The organism is Allopusillimonas ginsengisoli, from assembly GCF_004153455.1.
GTDB lineage: Bacteria > Pseudomonadota > Gammaproteobacteria > Burkholderiales > Burkholderiaceae_B > Allopusillimonas > Allopusillimonas ginsengisoli.
On sequence record NZ_SDQE01000004.1, the window covers coordinates 99705 to 118185 of the forward strand.

The window sequence follows — 18481 nt, forward strand, 5'->3', positions numbered from 1 at the left end:
GGCACGATCTGAGCCGAGCGAGGCGCAGGCGAAGGGAGGGCCGAAGGGCCCGGACGAGCGAGCCGATGCGGTGTTCGGCGCGTGGGCGCCGAACCGGCGAAGTTGTGCCGGAAGGCGGGCAAGAGACGGGCCGACCGTCAAAAAAACCCAAGCCACACCTGAACAGGCGAACCACACGAAGAGAGGGTCGAAAGCCCCGAACAAGCAAGCCAATGCGGTGTTCAGCGCAAGGGGGCCGAACCGACTCAGCTTGTGTCCAACGGCCAGTGAGCGACGGGCCGACCGTCAAAACCACGAGATGGAACCCTCAGCGCCCACTCAACGCATGCCGAAATCAATCGTCCCCAAACTTGATCCCCTGCGCCAACGGCAGTTCGCGAGAATAATTGATCGTATTCGTCGCCCGCCGCATATACGCCTTCCAGGAATCCGACCCTGACTCGCGCCCGCCCCCTGTTTCCTTCTCGCCGCCAAACGCGCCACCAATCTCCGCACCCGACGTGCCAATGTTTACATTGGCAATCCCGCAGTCCGAACCCGCTGCCGACGTAAAACGCTCCGCCTCACGCAGATCCGTCGTGAAAATCGCAGACGACAACCCCTGCGGCACCGCGTTCTGCATACGCAGCGCCTCATCGAAATCCTCGTAGCGCATTACATAAAGAATTGGAGCAAACGTCTCATGACACACAATCTCGGTCTGCGCAGGCATCTCGACCAGCGCTGGCGACACATACCACGCATCCGGGTACTGCTCGGCCAATTGCCTTTCGCCGCCGGTTACCGTGCCACCCTGCGCCCTGGCCTGCGCCAACGCTGATTGCATCGCATCATAGGCAGCGCGATCGACCAGCGGCCCCACAAGCGTTCCCGCATCCAGCGGATTGCCAACCCGCGCGCTCGCATAGGCCTGCCTCAGCTTATCAAGCAAAGCCTCGGCCACGCTGCGATGAACAATAATGCGGCGCGTGCTCGTGCAACGCTGTCCCGCAGTGCCCACCGCACCAAACAGAATGCCCCGCGCAGCCATATCCAGGTCTGCCGAGGGCGCCACGATGATGGCATTGTTGCCGCCCAACTCCAGCAGGCAGCGGCCAAAACGCTGCGCCACGCGCGGACCCACCTCACGCCCCATCCTTGTCGACCCCGTTGCCGACACAAGTGCTACACGCTCATCATTTACCAAGGCCTCGCCAGTGTCCCGGCCGCCAATCAGCACGTGCAACAGCCCGTCCGGCGCATCACCAAACCGTGCGAGCGCACGCTCGAACAAGGCCTGACACGCCAGCGCCGTCAGCGGTGTTTTCTCGGACGGCTTCCAGACCACGGAATCCCCGCATACCAATGCCAGCGCCGCATTCCAGGACCAGACTGCCACAGGGAAATTGAACGCGGAAATCACCCCAACCACCCCCAGCGGGTGCCAGGTCTCCATCATGCGATGCCCTGGGCGCTCAGAGGCAATGGTCAAACCGTACAGCTGCCGCGACAAGCCCACGGCAAAATCGCAGATATCGATCATCTCCTGGACTTCGCCCTCGCCTTCAGCGGTGATTTTGCCCGCCTCGACCGACACCAGACGGCCCAAGGCCTGCTTGTGCTCGCGCAGCTCTTCCCCCAGCAAGCGGACCAGTTCGCCCCGACGAGGAGCAGGCACGTTGCGCCATGCCAGGAATGCCTCATGGGCGCTACCAATCATAGCCCTGGCCTGGTCGGGCGTGTGCTGATGAAGACTGGCGACCAGCGCGCCATCGATCGGCGAATGAACAGGCAGATCACCCCCGCTCAGCAATTCAGGATTCAACCCGAGTGTTGTCAGCAAATCATTGGTATTCATGGCTTTTCCTCTGAGGGTTCAAAGTGGTCGCAACATTCTTGCAGCAGGATATCACATCAATTTTCCGATCGGAAATATTTTTGCCCAAGGGAAAATACTAAGAGAAATAAGAAAATTTTCTCGACACAATAGGCTGGACACACAAAACCGCAAAGAAAACCGCAATCAGAATGCGCACCGCCTGCTCAGGCAGCCATTACAGAAACACTTTGCAGAAGGACCCAAAGGGAGCCCAGGCAATGCCGCAGGATCGTTACGATGTCGTCATAACCGGAGGCGCCGCCATCGGCAGCGCCGCTGCTTACTTTCTCACAGCCAATCCTGATTTCACAGGAAGCCTGGCGGTGATAGAACAAGACCCCAGCTACCAGCACTGTGCCACGGCCCTGTCGGCGGCGTCCATCCGCCACCAGTTCTCCACGCCCGAAAATATCCAGATGTCGATGTTCGGCACACAGTTCCTGCGCAGTTTTGGTGAAACCCTGGAAGTCGACGGCCAACACCCCGATCCCGCATTTCATGAAGGCGGTTACCTCTTCCTGGCGACAACAGCTGGGCTGGACGTATTGCGCGAGAACCATGCGATCCAGATTCGCCTGGGCGCGGACATAGCATTGCTATCGCCCCAAGCCTTGAGCAGCCGTTTTCCATGGTTGAATACCCGGGATATCGCCGCGGGCTCGCTGGGCCTGTCCGGCGAGGGTTGGCTGGATGCCTACGGCATGATGCAAGGGCTGCGCCGCAAGGCCATTGCGCAAGGCGCCAAGTATCTGTCAGGCAAGGTCGTTGATGTGCAACGCAACGGACGCCGCATCAACGCAGTCATCCTTGATGACGGCAGGGTGATGGAATGCGGCGCCATGATCAACGCTGCCGGTACCGGCGCTGCCGCCCTGGCTGGCCTGGCGGGAATCAGCCTGCCCGTGCAATCACGCAAACGCAGTGTCTTTTATGTGCAGTGTCCAACGGCCCTGCCCTCCTGTCCCATGGTGATCGACCCCAGCGGCGCTTACTTTCGCCCTGAAGGTCAGGGTTTCATCACCGGAATCTCGCCTTCGTCAGACGACGATCCTGAATGCGATGACTTTGATGTGCAATACACGCTGTTCGAGGACCTGCTCTGGCCGCTGTTGGCCGAGCGCGTTCCCGCCTTCGAAGCGCTGCGCTGCGGGCGCAGCTGGGCTGGGCACTACGACATGAATACGATGGATCAGAACGTCATCCTTGGCCTGCATCCGGACCTGGACAACATGTACTTCGCCAACGGTTTCAGCGGCCACGGCATGCAGCAATCCCCTGCGGTGGGCCGCGCGCTATCGGAGTTGATCGTGTATGGCGGTTACCGGACACTGGACCTGAACCGCCTGGGATGGCGCCGTATCCTCGAACATGATCCGATTATCGAGAAAAATGTTGTTTGACGCCGCCACGGGCTGCTCGGCCCAGGCAACCACGAGAAGCGCGCCGCCGCCACTGACACGCCCGTGGACTTCCAGGATGGAAATACCGCATCAGGCTAAACTTTCTTTTTTTTACGGAATCCTATCGTGAACGAAACTGCCGTGCAGCAAAGCGAATCCGCACTGGCTGAACGCCTCAAGACATTGCGTCTGCAACGCGGCTGGACACAGGGCCAGACGGGCAAGGCGAGCGGCGTGGCAACGTCCACCCTGTCAAAGATCGAAAACGGCCTGATGTCGCCCACCTACGATGTGCTGCTCAAACTGGCGCATGGCCTGGGCGTGGACATCGCAGAGCTGTTTGCGCCTGCTCAGGCGCATATGGGCGCGGGACGTCGCAGCATAGAACGCAAGGGGCATGGCGAAATCCATGAAACACCGCTGTATCATCATCAACTGCTCTGTTCCCAGCTGTCGCACAAGCGCATGATGCCTTTTCATACAAGGATCAAGACGCACCAACTGGAAGACAGCGAAGGCTGGAGCCATCATGACGGCGAGGAGTTCGTGTACGTGCTGAGCGGCGCCATCGAACTGCATACAGAGTATTACCAGCCCGAGATATTGCACGCGGGCGACTGTTTCTACATAGACAGCCGCATGCGCCATCGCGTCGTCAACCGAGGGGCGGAAGACGCCCAGGTTTTATGGGTCAGCACCAGGCTCGACGGGCATGAGCAGAAACCTGCCGAGGGTAACACCGACCACTGATTACACCCCGAAGGCACGTCTCTTGGACAACCAGGCGGGCAAAACAATGTCTGCCATCACATGATTTGCTGCGCGACCAGCGCAGTGGGAGGAGAGCATGACAACACCCGCCATCACGGCTTACGACGCCGAGCAGACCGCAGAACTGCTGGATTTTCGCCGCTTGATTGATGAATTGGCGACAGCAGCCCGCGACTATGCGGCGGGTCGCATTGCCGCGCCAGAACGGCAAGTGGTCGCCTACCCGCACGGCGGTGTCATGCTGTCCATGCCTGCCACGGCCGCCGATATCGGCGTGCACAAACTCGTCAATGTCGTCCCTGCCAATCGCGAACGCAATCTGCCCACCATCAATGGTGTGGTCACGGTCTATGACGGCGACACCGGCCTTGAGCGCATTGCCCTGCATGGACCCACGGTTACGGCGCGTCGTACGGCTGCCATATCGATGCTGGGGCTGCGCACGCTCAAGCCCGGCACCCCTCGCTGCGTGGCGGTGATCGGCACGGGGACGCAGGCCGATGGCCATGTTCAGGCACTTGCGGCCCTTTATCCAGGCATTCGCGTGGTGGCCATCGGCAGCCAGCCGGAAAAGGCCAGGGCCTTTTCGGTGTCGCATCGCGCGCTGGACATTGACTTGCAGGGCGCCGACACCGTTCCCGACGACGCCGACGTCGTCATCACGGTGACCACGAGCGCCACGCCGGTCTATGCGCTGCCCGCCCGCACAGACCGCTTGATTATCGGCGTGGGCGCTTATAGGCCCGACCTGGCCGAAATCAGCCCACTCACTCTGGAAGGCAGCCGCCTCTTTATCGACGACCTGGCGGGCGGGCGGCACGAGGCAGGCGACTATCTGCAGGCGGGTACAGACTGGGCCACCGTCACATCGCTGGCGCAAGCCCTGGATCAAACCATAGACAGCACGACCCCCCTTGTGTTCAAGTCCGTCGGCTGCGCCGCCTGGGATCTTGCGGCGGCCCGCTGTGCCATGCACGGATTAAACTAGAATAAACAGCACACATGTCACTCGGGTGGAGACAACATGGTAAAGAAGTCACTGCTGCGCTGTTTTGTCGACGGCCAGTGGATCACGACAAAACAGCGCTTTTCCAATATCAACCCCGTCAATGGTGAAATAGCCGGCCAGGTCTGCGAAGCGGATGCGGCACTGGTAGACCGTGCGGTTCAGGCTGCGCGCGCCGCACAACGCGGCCCCTGGGGGAGCTTGTCCACCGCCGAGCGTGCCGCATTGCTGCATCGCATCGCCGACGGTATCGAGCAGCGGTTTGAAGACTTTGTGGCCGCGGAAGTGCTGGACACTGGACGGCCTGTCCAACAGGCACGCACCCTGGACGTGCCACGCGGAATTGCCAATTTTCGCAGCTTCGCCAACCTGATTGCCACGGCTTCAAGCGAGATGTACGACAGTACCGCTGCCGATGGCGGACGGGTCATCAACTATGTGAACCGCAAGCCACTTGGCACAGTGGCCGTGATCTCGCCCTGGAACCTGCCGCTGCTGCTGCTCACCTGGAAAGTGGCGCCGGCGCTGGCCATGGGCAATTGCGTGGTCGCCAAACCATCTGAAGAAACACCGTCTTCGGCCACGCTGCTCGCCGAAGTCATGCAAAAGGCTGGTGTACCGCATGGCGTTTTCAACCTGGTTCACGGCCATGGCCCGGCTGCGGCAGGCGAGTTCCTGACCACGCATCCGGACATCGACGCAATCACCTTCACCGGCGAATCCCGCACCGGCACGACCATCATGAAAGCCGCGGCAGAAGGCGTCAAGGACGTCTCGTTTGAGTTGGGCGGCAAGAATGCAGCGGTCGTGTTTGCCGACGCCGACTTCGACGCCGCCGTTGCAGGGGTGATGCAATCCAGCTTCACCAACGCCGGACAGGTTTGCCTTTGTTCCGAGCGCGTCTATATCGAAAGACCTTTGTACGCCCGTTTTGTGGCAGAGCTTCAGCGCCGTTGCGACAAGCTGGTGCTGGGATACCCCAAGGATCCAGACGTCGACATGGGGCCGCTGATCTCGCACGAGCACCGCGACAAGGTGTTGTCCTACTATGAACTGGCTCGGGATGAAGGCGCCACCTTCATCAGTGGCGGTGGCGTCCCGGACTTTGGCGATGAGCGGGATAGGGGCGCCTATGTGCAGCCCACCATTCTGGCCGGCCTGCCCGACACGGCGCGCTGTGTCCGCGAAGAGATCTTCGGCCCGGTATGCCATGTGTCGCCCTTCGACACAGAGCAAGAAGTGATCGCGCGCATGAACGACAGTCCTTATGGACTGGCCGCATGTATCTGGTCTACCCATCTGTCCCGGGCGCACCGCGTTGCCGCAAGCCTGAATACCGGCATTGTCTGGGTCAACACCTGGTTCACGCGCGATCTGCGCACGCCTTTTGGCGGCAGTGGCCTGTCGGGCATAGGGCGCGAGGGCGGCCGCTATTCACTGGATTTCTATTCGGAACTGAGCACGGTCTGCGTTCGCATCTAAGTCTTGTAGCAGTCCGTCATTCAAAAGGATCAGCATAATGAGCAACAACGTTTCGCAAGGTATTGTGCGCGGCAAGGCCACGCCTCGCGGTGCCTTCCCCCACATAAAGCGCGCCGGTGACTTCCTGTTCGTGTCGGGCACCAGCGCGCGTCGCACTGACAACACCATCGCAGGCGCCACGGCCGACCACCTGGGCACGACAGCGCTGGACATCCGCGAGCAGACGCGCGCAGTCATTGAGAATATCCGGGATATTCTGGCCAGCGAAGGGGCCGGACTTGAGCACCTTGTGGAAATATCCGCCTTTCTGGTGAACATGAACGATTTCGGCGGCTATAACGAAGTGTATGGCGAGTTCTTCTCGACTGACGGCCCGACGCGTACGACTGTCGCGGTGCACCAGTTGCCTCATCCGCACCTGCTGATTGAGATCAAGGCTGTCGCCTGGCTGCCCCGCAGCCAACAGGATAGCCGCCATGCTTAGTTACGGCCGCCCTTTCAATTTCCAGCAATGGATAGACGAACATGCCCATCTGCTCAAGCCGCCCGTCGGCAACCAGCAGGTCTGGCAAGACAGCGACTTTATCGTCACAGTGGTCGGCGGTCCCAACCACCGCACCGACTATCACGACGATCCCTACGAAGAATTTTTCTACCAGATGCGCGGCAACGCCTACCTGCACCTTTGGATTGAGGGCAAGCGCGAGCGCGTCGATCTCAGAGAAGGCGACATCTTTCTGTTGCCCCCGCACGTGCGCCACTCGCCGCAGCGCCCGGAAGCCGGCAGCGTATGCCTGGTTATCGAGCGGCAACGCCCCGCGGGCGTTGTTGACGGCTTTGAATGGTATTGCGAGGGCGAAGGCGGCTGTGGCAGCCTCGTACACCGCGTCGAAACGCAGCTGCAAAGCATCGTCAAGGATTTGCCGGTGCTGTTCAATGCCTTTTATGCTTCTGAAGAAACACGGCGCTGCCCCGGTTGCGGCAAGCTGCATCCAGGGAAACAAGGTTAAGCAATGAAGATAGACATGCACGCTCATTTTCTGCCGCCCATCGCGCAGCAGGAAGCGGCCCGGCTTGATCGTGACCAAGCCCCCTGGCTGGCCATCGATGCCAGCGGCGAAACCGGCCAAATCATGAAAGGAAGCCAGCCGTTTCGGCCCGTCTACCGGGCGCTGTGGGATCCGGCGCTCCGGCTGGAGGAAATGGACAGGCATGGCCTGGATATCCAGATCATTTCTGCCACGCCCATTATGTTCGGCTATGAATTTCCGGGCGACAAAGCCGCCGAATGGGCCGCCCGCATGAACGACCTGGCGCTGGAACACTGTGCTGCAGACACAAAGCGATTGAAAGCCCTGGCCCAAGTACCATTGCAGAACCTGGACCTTGCCTGCGCGGAAGCGTCGCGCGCGCGGGCAGCTGGCCACGTTGGCGTACAGATTGGCAACCATCTGGGCCCGCGCGACATGGACGACGAGCATCTGGTCGCTTTTTTGATCCACTGCGCCAACAACGACATTCCCATTCTTGCCCATCCCTGGGACATGATGACCGATGGCCGCATGAAAAAGTGGATGCTGCCGTGGCTGGTCGCCATGCCCGCCGAAACTCAACTGGGTATTCTGTCGCTGATTCTGTCCGGCGCGTTCGAACGCATACCTGAATCGCTGAAACTCTGTTTTGCCCACGGCGGCGGCAGCTTCGCCTTTTTGCTGGGCAGAGTGGACAATGCCTGGCAATGCCGCGACATTGTCCGGCAGGACTGCCCCCATCCACCTTCCAGCTACACCAACCGTTTCTATACGGACAGCGCGGTCTTCGATGCGGGTGCATTGCGGCTGCTGGTCGAGGTCATGGGCGCGGATCACGTCATGCTGGGCTCGGATTACCCCTTCCCGCTGGGCGAACAATCCATTGGCAAATTGGTCATGGAGAACGACTGGCTCGACGACACTCAGAAACAACGCATTTGCGCTGGCAACGCACAGCAGTTCTTCGGGCTGGGTACCGCTTGAGTGCGCCGGCCTGCATGCCGGCGCACTCGGCGCCTGCCGCGCCACGCCAGCATTAAACATTCATCAGTTACCACACAGGACAAGAATTCATGGACGCCGATTTCTGGCTTGAGCGCTGGCGCCAAGGGCGCACAAATTTTCACATGGAGCGTGTCACGCCACTGCTTCAGAAATACTGGCCAGGCCTGAACCTGCCGGTTGACAGCAAAGTGCTGGTGCCGCTTTGCGGCAAAACCCTGGACATGGTCTGGCTGGCGGAACAGGGGCATCGGGTGTTGGGGGTCGAGCTTTCCTCGCTGGCGATCGAGCGCTTTTTCCAGGAGAATGCACTCACACCCGTTATCACGGAATCCGCGCTGGGCACGCACTACACCGCCGGCAAGATCGAGATCATTTGCGGCGATATTTTCGAGCTGGGCGCCGACATCCTGTCATCCTGCTCGGGCGCCTACGATCGCGCGGCCCTGGTTGCGCTACCCGCCGACATGCGAAAACGCTATGTCGAGCATGTGTATGGCCAATTGGCCGACAACTATCGGGGCCTGCTGCTCACGCTGGTTTACGATCAGCGCCAAATGGATGGCCCCCCATTCTCGGTAGAAGAAGCAGAGGTGCAGGCCCTGTATGCCCATCACACACAGGTAAGCACGCTGGACAGGCGCGATATCTTGGCCAAGGAACCCAAGTTCAGGGAACGCGGCCTGAGTGCGCTCGATACCGTCGTGTTTCAGCTATCGGGACGATCTGATCGCTGATCCGGACACAAGACTACCGTTCGCCCCCGGTAGCGGGCGGCATGCTATCGCGCCGTTCAGGATTGGCCCAGCGTCGCATGCCTGCCATACGGCGCAGGCCAGAAATCGTCGGGCAGATGGTCGCCGGAAGGCTCGGGATCCAGCGGGCCGGCATATTTTTCGGGCGTACAGGCAGGCAGCGCGTCTCGCACGCGCGCCAATGCCTCGGCACCCGTCGTGCCACAGGTCACGGCCTGCCACCATTCCCGGTGTATGGCACGCACCCGCACAGGAACCGACGACAGGCCCAGGCGCTGAGCCATGGCCAACCGATGCAGGCCTTTGTTGATCTTGAGTATGTGCCCATCGCGCGTAATGGCAACGCCCAGCTCGTCTTTGGGCCGGCTTTCGTCAAAGCCATTCTCGGCCATATTGTCCAGAAAATTCACGTAAATCTGCAGGTATCGGCGGATGCGCTCGGGTGTATCCAGCAGAATCCCTTCGTTATGGGAGGCAAACGGCTTGCCGCTGTTCAGTTCAGCCAGTAACGTCTGATAGCGTTCGGTATTCTCCAGCTGATCGCGATGCTGGTCGATTTCGCTGATGAAGCGATAGCGTGTGCCGATGCGCAAATCGCCACGACGGCGATCCCAGTTCCCATCCCAAACAAACACTGTCGAAGTCGGGCTTTTCTCGATCCGGCGATGATCATAAGCGGTGATGCGGATCAGTTCGCGCGGATTCAAGCGCAAGGTCAGCGCATCAGCGCCCAGAAATTCCTCGACCGCAAGACGAGGCAGGCCCAACGCCTCGATGCGCCGCGCGCCCACGCCCTGCCGCATCCACTGGCGCAGCAGCGCACGCTCCAGCGGCATGGCAACCTTTTGCTGGAACCCCGTGCGGACTGTGTAAATGAAATGCGCAAAATGCACCTTGCGGCGAATTTTTGCAGAGGCCAGTGGGGCAAAATCCCGGTCGGCTCCCGGCCCCAACAGGACATCAACAGAATTGGACAATTTTGCGGTGCTATTCATGACTGCTGAATTTCAGGCGTTCGCCAGAATTCCTCCAAGAAGACAGAGAGCTCCCCCCGCTACAAGATGATACTTTGCGAAATTTTTTTTATTTTTTTGATGTTAACGCAAGAATTTCATCAAACCGTCATCAAGCATGTATCTGAACGGTATTTGTCTTCAAAGGTGGCGCAATAGCCACAAAAGTGTAAATTTTGGCCCCCCATCGCTGCCGGGCCCCAGCCTTTGTCGGGCAAAACCTCCCATTAATTGGTAATTAGCTTCTAATTTCTGGTAATTTCGCCTACGACCATGGCACGACCGGTAATGACCGTTTGTGAGCACTCTGACGATAAATGCGAAGAATAAGGTCGAAAGTCTCGGCGGGAACCTCCTTGCCTTCGAGAAAATCGTCAATCAGCTCATAAGACACGCCAAAGGCGTCTTCGTCTGGCTTGAGCGGCGCGAGTGATTCAAGGTCGGCGGTGGGGATTTTCATGGCAGCCGCATCGCTTGCCCCCATGGCTTTTGCCAGCGCCCGGACTCGCCGCTTATTCAGGCCCGCAAGCGGGGTAATGTCGGCCGCGCCATCGCCGAACTTGGTAAAAAACCCCATCAGGGCTTCGGCGGCGTGATCGGTACCGACTACCAGGCCGCCATGGGCTCCGGCAACAGCATATTGTGCAATCATGCGTTGACGCGCCTTGATATTGCCCAGCAGAAAGTCTTGCTGGGCCGCATCGCGGAAAGCGACCTGACCCGCCAACAACGCATCCAGCATGGCGTCGCTGGCAGGCTTGATGTTGACTGACACCAGCCTGTCGGCCTGAATGATTTTCAAGGCGGCCTGCGCATCATGCTCGTCGTGTTGCTTTCCGTAAGGAAGACGCATGGCGACAAACACCGCATCGCCGCCCCCAGCGCGTACTTTCTCGACTGCGCGCTGCGCCAGGCAACCGCCAGCCAGGGAATCCACGCCGCCGCTGATACCCAGCACCAAAGCCCGCGTGCCGGTTTTTACAAGATAATCCGCAAGGAAATCCACCCGACGGGTGATTTCACGGTGGACATCGAACTGCGGATCGACGCCAAGTTCAGTCATGATTGCGCGCTGCTGTTCGCGCTGTTCAGCTGTCAACACTCTCAAATCCTTTGCCGCGTTGTGGCGAATAGCTGGTGGCCGGGCAACCTGCCAGCCCCATGGGGATTATGATAAGCGAAGAATACCCGCGCCGGCATCGTGCCGGCGCGATCATGACAGCGACCTGCGGCGGGCTTTGTGTGACGCCGTTCGTCCAAATAAAAAGATTTGCGCATTGATGGCACGCTATCCCTCCTCCCTCGCCGTACTGATCGCCACGCTTACCGTGCAGTCGCTGGCCGCGATGTGTCTGCTCACCCTGCCAGTGGTGGCCCCCGCCGTCGCCAGAACCTTGGGCATCTCGCCTGCCTACGTGGGGCTTTACATCGCCCTGGCCTACCTGGCCGCCATGACGTCCAGCTTGATCGCGGGCGGCGCCGTCAGACGCTTTGGCGCCATCCGGGCAAGCCAGGCCGGCCTGGTGCTGTGCGCCGCCGGCATAGCGCTCTGCGCCGTGGCATCGCCGGTCACCACGGGGCTGGGCGCCCTGCTGGTGGGGCTGGGTTATGGTCCCATCACGCCAGCCAGTTCGCATTTGCTGGTCCGCAGCACCCCGGCGCATCGCATGTCCTTCGTGTTCTCCATCAAGCAGACTGGCGTTCCCCTGGGTGGCGTGCTGGCCGGCATTATCGTGCCCGGGCTGTCTGATTCACTGGGCTGGCAAGCGGCCTTTCTGATCGTCGCCGCAGGCAGTTTGCTGTGCGCCGCCGGCATCCAGCCGCTCTGCAAGCCACTGGATGCCGATCGTGACACATCCCACCGTCTCTCGTTCGGCAATGGCCTGGCGGGGCCGTTGCGGCTCGTGTTCGGTCAGCGCAGCCTGACGGTGTTGGCAGGGGTATCTTTTCTCTTTTCGATTTCGCAGCTGTCGCTGACCACCTATATGGTCACCTTTCTGCATGAAGACATGCACATGAGCCTGATCACCGCAGGGGCGCTGCTCGCGGTATCGCAAACCGCGGGGGTTGCCGGCCGCCTGTTGTGGGGCTATGTGTCCGACCGCTACGCGGGCCCCGTGAACACATTAGGCCTGCTGGCCACGCTGATTGCCGGCTGCGTGCTCGTCATCCCGTTTCTGCGCGCCGATGCCCACCTCTCGCTGATCATTCTGCTGGCCATTTTTGGCAGTTGCGCCATTGGCTGGAATGGCGTCTATCTGGCCGAAGTGGCCCGGCAGGCGCCGCCCGGGCAGGCCGGCATCGCAACCGGCGGCACGCTGGCCATGACCTTTCTGGGTGTGGTGGTCGGCCCTCCCATCTTTGGCCTGATTGCCAGCGGCGTGGGCAACTACGGACTGGCCTATACAGCCCTGGTGCTGCCTTCGGGCCTGTGCGCGTGGCTGCTGTGGCGCTACCGGGCAGATTTCCGGCAAGCGCCATAACGGCTCTGGCACGGCCTAGAAGCTATCCAGGACGGCGCCGGTGCTTGCTGTTGAGGCATTGAATGCGAACTTGGCCTGCACACCGCGGGTATAGCGGGGCGCCGGCGCTTTCCACTGCGCGCGCCTGGCTTCGATTTCGTCATCCGGCACATTCAGCTGAAGCAGCAATTGATGCGCATCGATGGTGATGGAGTCGCCCTCATGAACCAGCCCAATGGTTCCGCCAACCGCCGCTTCTGGAGCTACGTGACCGACCACCATGCCCCAGGTGCCCCCAGAAAAGCGACCATCGGTAATCAGGCCTACCGAATCGCCCAAGCCCGCCCCGATCAAGGCGCCCGTGGGCGCCAGCATTTCGGGCATGCCCGGGCCGCCCTTGGGCCCCAGATAACGCAGCACCATGACGTCGCCCGCCTTGATCTTGCCGTCCAGAATAGCCTGCAAGGCCGACTGCTCGTCATCAAATACGCGCGCAGGGCCGGTAATGACCGGATTCTTCAGCCCGGTAATCTTGGCGACAGCGCCCTCAGGCGAAAGGTTGCCCTTGAGAATCGCCAGATGCCCCTGCTTGTAGAGCGCCTTCTCGATGGGAAAGATCACGGTCTGGTCTGCTGAAGGCGTATCCGGCACATCCTTGAGAACTTCAGCAATCGTCTCACCCGTTATCGTGATGCAATCGCCATGGATCAGGCCCTCGTTGAGCAGCAGCTTCATCACCTGCGGCACGCCGCCCGCCTTGTGAAAATCCACCGCCAGAAAGTGGCCGCTGGGCTTCAGGTCGCAGATCACGGGCACGCGCTGGCGCACACGCTCAAAATCATCGATCGTCCATTCAACATCCGCGGCGTGGGCGATGGCCAGGATATGCAACACGGCATTCGTGGAACCGCCTGTGGCCATGACAACGCTGACAGCGTTCTCTATGGATTTTCGGGTCACGATGTCGCGCGGCTTGAGGTCGCGCTCTATGGCCTTGAGCAGCACGCGCGCAGACTCGGCGGCCGAATCGGTTTTTTCATCATGCACATTGGCCATGGTGGAAGAGTACGGCAGGCTCATGCCCAACGCCTCGAAGGCTGAACTCATGGTGTTGGCGGTGTACATGCCGCCACAGGATCCCGGCCCGGGAATAGCATGTAGCTCAATGCGTTTGAGCTCCTGATCGCTCATGCGACCGGCCGCATTTTCGCCGACGGCCTCAAACACGCTGACAATGTTCAAATCTTTGCCATCGAGGCGGCCCGGCAGAATCGTACCGCCATAAACGTAAATCGCCGGCACGTTTGCGCGCAGCATGCCCATCATGCCACCCGGCATATTTTTATCGCAGCCTCCGATCACGAGGACGCCATCCATCCACTGGCCCTGCACACAGGTTTCAACACAATCGGCGATGACTTCGCGCGAAACCAGCGAGTACTTCATGCCTTCGGTCCCCATGGCCATGCCGTCCGAAATTGTGGGCGTACCGAATACCTGCGCATTGCCGCCCGAATCCTCGATCGCCCTGATGGCCGCATCGGCGAGCTTCTGCAGACCACTGTTGCAGGGCGTGATGGTGCTGTGACCATTGGCCACGCCCACCATGGGCTTGCCGAAATCCTCTTCTTTGTAGCCCAGCGCGTAATACATGGAGCGATTGGGCGCGCGCGCGGGACCTTGAGTGATATGGCTGGAACGTAAACGTCTGGAAGTGCTCATGCTGGGAGGTCTCCGTCTGGCCACCCGATACAAAGGCGGCTTGTTGATGTGTGTTGGTTTGGGCCGATGCCGCTGCGTGCCGACGCCCGCGCCAATCAGGCGCGTAGCGATGCCCGCCAACGTATTAGTTTAACCGTCCCCCTGCTCAGCCGTGCCAATAGCCTCGCTGACACCAATGTTGCGTTGCATGAAGACAGTAAACAGCCGTTATTCTTGATATTCATCATGGATTTGCCCCCAGCCTCATGCAATGCTGTCGGCTGCCAGGTGAGGTATGCCCCGCCGAATGCGCGTTCAACCCAATCCGTTCCAGCCATGAATTACTACGTTCTGCTCACCCTTCACCTGTTTGCGGCCATCATGTTCGTCGGCACCGTCTTTTTTGAAGTACTTATTCTGGAAAACGTTCGCAAGCATGTGCCACGCGAAGTGATGCGCACCATGGAACAGGCCATTGGCGCCACCGCACGCAAAATCATGCCATGGGTCATGCTGGTGCTCTACAGCGCAGGTGTGGGCATGGCCTGGCAATACCGGGCCATGCTGGCGCATCCATTTGACAGCAGTTTCGGCTTGCTGCTCACCATCAAGATCGTCCTGGCGCTCAGTGTCCTCGCGCATTTCATCACGGCCATGACACTGCATCGTACCGGCAAGATGCGCTCCATCCACTTCAAGCGCATTCATCTGAGCGTGTTCTGCCACGTGCTGGGCATCGTCTTCCTGGCCAAGGCGATGTTCTATCTGAACTGGTGAACGAGACGCCCCCTGCGGCATAATATCCCCGACAACGCCACCACAGAAGGGGACAGCATGGCCGCCAGTAAAGTAGTCTTGATTACCGGTGCGGGCCGGGGCATAGGCGCCGCCACCGCTCTCGCGGCGGCTGAAGCCGGGTTCGATGTCGCCGTCAACTATGTCAGCGACGCCGCCGCCGCGGAACGTGTTGTCCAGGCCGTCACCCAACGCGGGCGCAAGGCCGTTGCCATACAGGCGGATATCGGGCAGCCTGCCGACATCCCCCGACTATTCTCACAGGCGGAACAAGCGCTCGGCCCCCTGACCGCGCTCGTCAACAATACTGGCATCACTGGCCCCATCGGCCCGTTTTCGCAAACCACGGACGACACCATAGAGCGCGTCTTTCGCGTGAATGTGCTGGGCGCCATGCAATGCACCCGCGCCGCCCTGGATGCCTTCAGCCGCGCCGGCGTGCCCGGCGTGATCATCAACGTGTCATCGGTCGCCGCACGCACCGGCAGCCCCGGCGAATATGTACACTACGCCGCCAGCAAAGCGGCCCTGGAAGCCTTCACCATCGGCCTGGGCCGGGAACTCGCCACCACCGGCGTACGCATTTGCGCTGTTTCCCCGGGCTCGACACTCACCGATATCCATGCCACGGCCGGGGAACCTGGCCGCCCCACCCGCGTCGCCCCCAAAATCCCCATGGGTCGGCTGGCAGAACCTGAGGAAATCGCCAACGCCATCGTCTGGCTGCTCTCGCCCGGCGCGTCCTACATGACAGCGACGGTCGTGCAGTGCAGCGGCGGGCTATAACGCTATAGTGCGAGCGCGACGACAGCCCGATGCCGGCGCACCTCAAGCCGCACCCAATTAAGATACTGCTGGAAGTGTCTTGCCTGACGGCCGCCACACCACCATCCGCACGTTCGAACGTACCTCTTCGAAAACATCCAGCTTATGCAGCATGCTGGATCGACAGGGCCCACCCACGCAGACGCCCGTATCGGGCTGAAACGTTGCCCCGTGCCGGGCGCACATCAGCAAATCCCCTGCGCGCGTATAAACGCTGCCTTCCCAGTCCAGCTCGGCGCCCATGTGCGGACATCGATTCAGATAGCCATGCGCCCGCCCCTCGAACCGCACAAAAAATGCAGTTGCCGCAACACCTGCATGAAGCACGGGCAGTTTCACCGCCAGACCGCCGTCCACCAAGGCCGATGCCGCGCATACCTCTACCCAGGTAGCTTCCATAATCATCCCAGACAGGCGCCGCGAATCCGGGTGCGCCCGTTACGTTAACTGCGAAACATCTCGCACAGCCCCGCGGTCCGCCGATGTTGCCAGCGCCGCGTAAGCCTTCAGCGCTTGCGACACCACCCGCTCCCGCCATACAGGCCGCCAAGCCTGGGCCCCTCGCGCCTGCATCGCCGCCCGCCGGCGTGCCAGCTCCTCATCAGTGACTGACAGATGGATTGTCCGGCCAGGAATATCGATCTCTATCGTATCCCCTTCCTCCACCAGACCAATATTGCCGCCCTCCGCGGCCTCCGGCGAAGCATGGCCAATCACCAGCCCCGACGACCCGCCCGAGAACCGCCCATCGGTCAGCAGTGCTGCACACTTGCCCAGCCCCTTGGACTTCAGGTACGACGTTGGATACAGCATCTCCTGCATGCCAGGCCCGCCCTTGGGCCCCTCATAGCGGATCACCACGACATCGCCCGCCTTCACCTGATCGCCCAGAATCCCTTCAACCGCGTCTTCCTGGCTTTCATACACGCGTGCCACACCCGTATAGGTGAGGATGCTTTCATCCACACCTGCCGTCTTCACAATGCAGCCTTTGGGTGCCAGGTTTCCGTACAGCACCGCCAATCCGCCATCCTGAGAATAGGCATGCGCGCGATCACGGATACACCCTTGCTCGCGATCCAGATCCAGCTGCAAATATTGCCGGTTCTGGCTGAATGCCACTTGTGTACGCACGCCGCCTGGTGCTGCCTTGTACATGGCCTGTGCCGCCTGCGTGGCCTTGCCGCTCATCACGTCCCATTTCTCAATGGCCTGACCCAATGTGCCGCTGTGAATATTACCCACCTCCAGATTGAGCAGATTCGCCCGCGCCAGCTCGCCCAGAATGCCAAAGATCCCGCCGGCGCGGTGAACGTCTTCAATGTGATACTTGTTGGTTGCTGGCGCCACCTTGCATAGGCAGGGCACGCGACGCGACACCCGATCGATGTCTGCCATGGTGAAATCCACCCCTGCTTCCTGTGCCGCCGCCAACAGATGCAACACCGTATTGGTTGAGCCCCCCATCGCGACGTCCAGCGTCATGGCGTTCTCGAACGCCGCAAACGAGGCAATACTGCGCGGCAATACAGAAGCATCGTCCTGCTCGTAATAGCGTTTGCACAAGTCCACCACCAGATGCCCCGCATCCTCGAACAAGGCCTGGCGGCGCGCATGCGTCGCCACAATTGTGCCATTGCCCGGCAGCGCCAGACCGAGCGCTTCGGTCAGGCAGTTCATGGAATTGGCCGTGAACATGCCCGAGCATGAGCCGCAAGTAGGACAGGCGCTGCGCTCGACCTCGGCTGCCTCCGCGTCTGTGACATTCGGGTCCGCGGCCTTGATCATTGCATCGATCAGATCGAGCTTTTCGATCACGGTCGTGGTGCCGGGCTCATAAACCTTGCCCGCCTCCATAGGCCCCCCCGACACAAACACAACAGGAATATTCAACCGCATGGCGGCCATCAGCATCCCCGGCGTGATCTTGTCGCAGTTGGAGATGCATACCATCGCATCGGCGCAGTGTGCGTTGACCATGTACTCCACCGAATCGGCAATCAGCTCGCGCGAAGGCAGCGAATACAACATGCCGCCATGCCCCATGGCGATGCCGTCGTCCACGGCAATGGTGTTGAATTCCTTGGCCACGCCGCCGGCCGCCTCGATCTGACGAGCCACCAGTTGCCCCAGGTCCTTGAGATGCACGTGGCCCGGAACAAACTGGGTAAAAGAGTTGACAACAGCGATGATGGGTTTGTTAAAGTCATCATCCTGCATGCCAGTGGCGCGCCAGAGGGCGCGGGCGCCGGCCATGTTGCGGCCATGGGTAGACGTACGTGAACGATATTGCGGCATGTGAAACTCAAAGAAAAACAGTCGTTGGAACTGCAGGCGAAAAAATCCAATGATAATCCATCGTATAGTTGGATTCTTTCAA

17 protein-coding genes are annotated in these 18481 nt (G+C 60.4%); 11 read left to right on the top strand and 6 right to left on the bottom strand.

What is annotated here, in order from left to right; all coding sequences use genetic code 11:
• Window positions 1-334: 334 nt before the first annotated feature.
• Window positions 335-1837, bottom strand: a complete 1503-nt coding sequence (gene amaB / locus ERE07_RS10555) for an L-piperidine-6-carboxylate dehydrogenase (protein WP_130008789.1) — start codon at window positions 1835-1837, stop codon at window positions 335-337.
• 239 nt (window positions 1838-2076) lie between these two features.
• On the opposite strand from amaB, the gene ERE07_RS10560 reads away from it, so the two are divergent.
• The 8 genes from ERE07_RS10560 (at window position 2077) to ERE07_RS10595 (ending at window position 9287) form a co-directional block, all read left to right on the top strand.
• The gene (locus ERE07_RS10560) at window positions 2077-3258 is read left to right on the top strand and encodes an NAD(P)/FAD-dependent oxidoreductase (protein WP_130008790.1); all 1182 of its coding nucleotides are present in this window, start codon (window positions 2077-2079) and stop codon (window positions 3256-3258) included.
• 126 nt (window positions 3259-3384) lie between these two features.
• A complete protein-coding gene (locus ERE07_RS10565; RefSeq protein ID WP_245153624.1) occupies window positions 3385-4008 on the top strand; it encodes a helix-turn-helix domain-containing protein in 624 nt (207 codons plus the stop codon).
• A gap of 97 nt (window positions 4009-4105) precedes the next feature.
• Window positions 4106-5017: a bifunctional Delta(1)-pyrroline-2-carboxylate/Delta(1)-piperideine-2-carboxylate reductase gene (gene lhpI, locus ERE07_RS10570; RefSeq protein ID WP_130008791.1), complete on the top strand. Its 912-nt coding sequence runs from the start codon at window positions 4106-4108 to the stop codon at window positions 5015-5017.
• 36 nt (window positions 5018-5053) lie between these two features.
• A complete protein-coding gene (locus tag ERE07_RS10575) occupies window positions 5054-6517 on the top strand; it encodes a 2-hydroxymuconic semialdehyde dehydrogenase (protein WP_130008792.1) in 1464 nt (487 codons plus the stop codon).
• A 37-nt stretch (window positions 6518-6554) separates the two neighbouring features.
• On the top strand, window positions 6555-7001 hold the full coding sequence (locus ERE07_RS10580; protein ID WP_130008793.1) for a RidA family protein: 447 nt from the start codon (window positions 6555-6557) through the stop codon (window positions 6999-7001).
• The gene (locus ERE07_RS10585) at window positions 6994-7527 is read left to right on the top strand and encodes a 3-hydroxyanthranilate 3,4-dioxygenase (RefSeq protein ID WP_130008794.1); all 534 of its coding nucleotides are present in this window, start codon (window positions 6994-6996) and stop codon (window positions 7525-7527) included. Before ERE07_RS10580 ends, ERE07_RS10585 begins: the two co-directional genes overlap by 8 nt.
• A 3-nt stretch (window positions 7528-7530) precedes the next feature.
• Window positions 7531-8532: an amidohydrolase family protein gene (locus tag ERE07_RS10590; protein WP_245153626.1), complete on the top strand. Its 1002-nt coding sequence runs from the start codon at window positions 7531-7533 to the stop codon at window positions 8530-8532.
• 89 nt (window positions 8533-8621) lie between these two features.
• Entirely contained in the window at window positions 8622-9287 is a 666-nt protein-coding gene (locus ERE07_RS10595) for a thiopurine S-methyltransferase (RefSeq protein ID WP_130008795.1), read from the top strand.
• Window positions 9288-9343: 56 nt separating this feature from the next.
• Here the strand turns inward: ERE07_RS10595 and ERE07_RS10600 are convergent, their stop codons facing one another.
• Window positions 9344-10300 carry a hypothetical protein gene (locus tag ERE07_RS10600; protein WP_130008796.1) on the bottom strand — a complete coding sequence of 319 codons (957 nt, stop codon included), beginning with the start codon at window positions 10298-10300 and terminating at the stop codon, window positions 9344-9346.
• Between the two features lie 283 nt (window positions 10301-10583).
• Window positions 10584-11420 carry an ammonia-dependent NAD(+) synthetase gene (nadE, locus tag ERE07_RS10605; RefSeq protein WP_167670833.1) on the bottom strand — a complete coding sequence of 279 codons (837 nt, stop codon included), beginning with the start codon at window positions 11418-11420 and terminating at the stop codon, window positions 10584-10586.
• A 178-nt stretch (window positions 11421-11598) separates the two neighbouring features.
• On the opposite strand from nadE, the gene ERE07_RS10610 reads away from it, so the two are divergent.
• Window positions 11599-12801: an MFS transporter gene (locus ERE07_RS10610; RefSeq protein ID WP_130008797.1), complete on the top strand. Its 1203-nt coding sequence runs from the start codon at window positions 11599-11601 to the stop codon at window positions 12799-12801.
• 15 nt (window positions 12802-12816) lie between these two features.
• Here the strand turns inward: ERE07_RS10610 and ilvD (ERE07_RS10615) are convergent, their stop codons facing one another.
• A complete protein-coding gene (gene ilvD, locus ERE07_RS10615; protein WP_130008798.1) occupies window positions 12817-14502 on the bottom strand; it encodes a dihydroxy-acid dehydratase in 1686 nt (561 codons plus the stop codon).
• Window positions 14503-14817: 315 nt separating this feature from the next.
• On the opposite strand from ilvD (ERE07_RS10615), the gene ERE07_RS10620 reads away from it, so the two are divergent.
• Window positions 14818-15258 (top strand): CopD family copper resistance protein, encoded by a 441-nt coding sequence (locus ERE07_RS10620; RefSeq protein WP_130008799.1) that lies wholly within the window; start codon window positions 14818-14820, stop codon window positions 15256-15258.
• Window positions 15259-15315: 57 nt separating this feature from the next.
• On the top strand, window positions 15316-16062 hold the full coding sequence (locus ERE07_RS10625) for an SDR family oxidoreductase (RefSeq protein ID WP_130008800.1): 747 nt from the start codon (window positions 15316-15318) through the stop codon (window positions 16060-16062).
• 57 nt (window positions 16063-16119) lie between these two features.
• On the opposite strand, the gene ERE07_RS10630 is transcribed toward ERE07_RS10625, so the two are convergent.
• Entirely contained in the window at window positions 16120-16500 is a 381-nt protein-coding gene (locus tag ERE07_RS10630) for a Rieske (2Fe-2S) protein (RefSeq protein WP_425330971.1), read from the bottom strand.
• A 39-nt stretch (window positions 16501-16539) separates the two neighbouring features.
• On the bottom strand, window positions 16540-18399 hold the full coding sequence (gene ilvD, locus ERE07_RS10635; RefSeq protein ID WP_130008802.1) for a dihydroxy-acid dehydratase: 1860 nt from the start codon (window positions 18397-18399) through the stop codon (window positions 16540-16542).
• Between the last annotated feature and the right edge of the window lie 82 nt (window positions 18400-18481).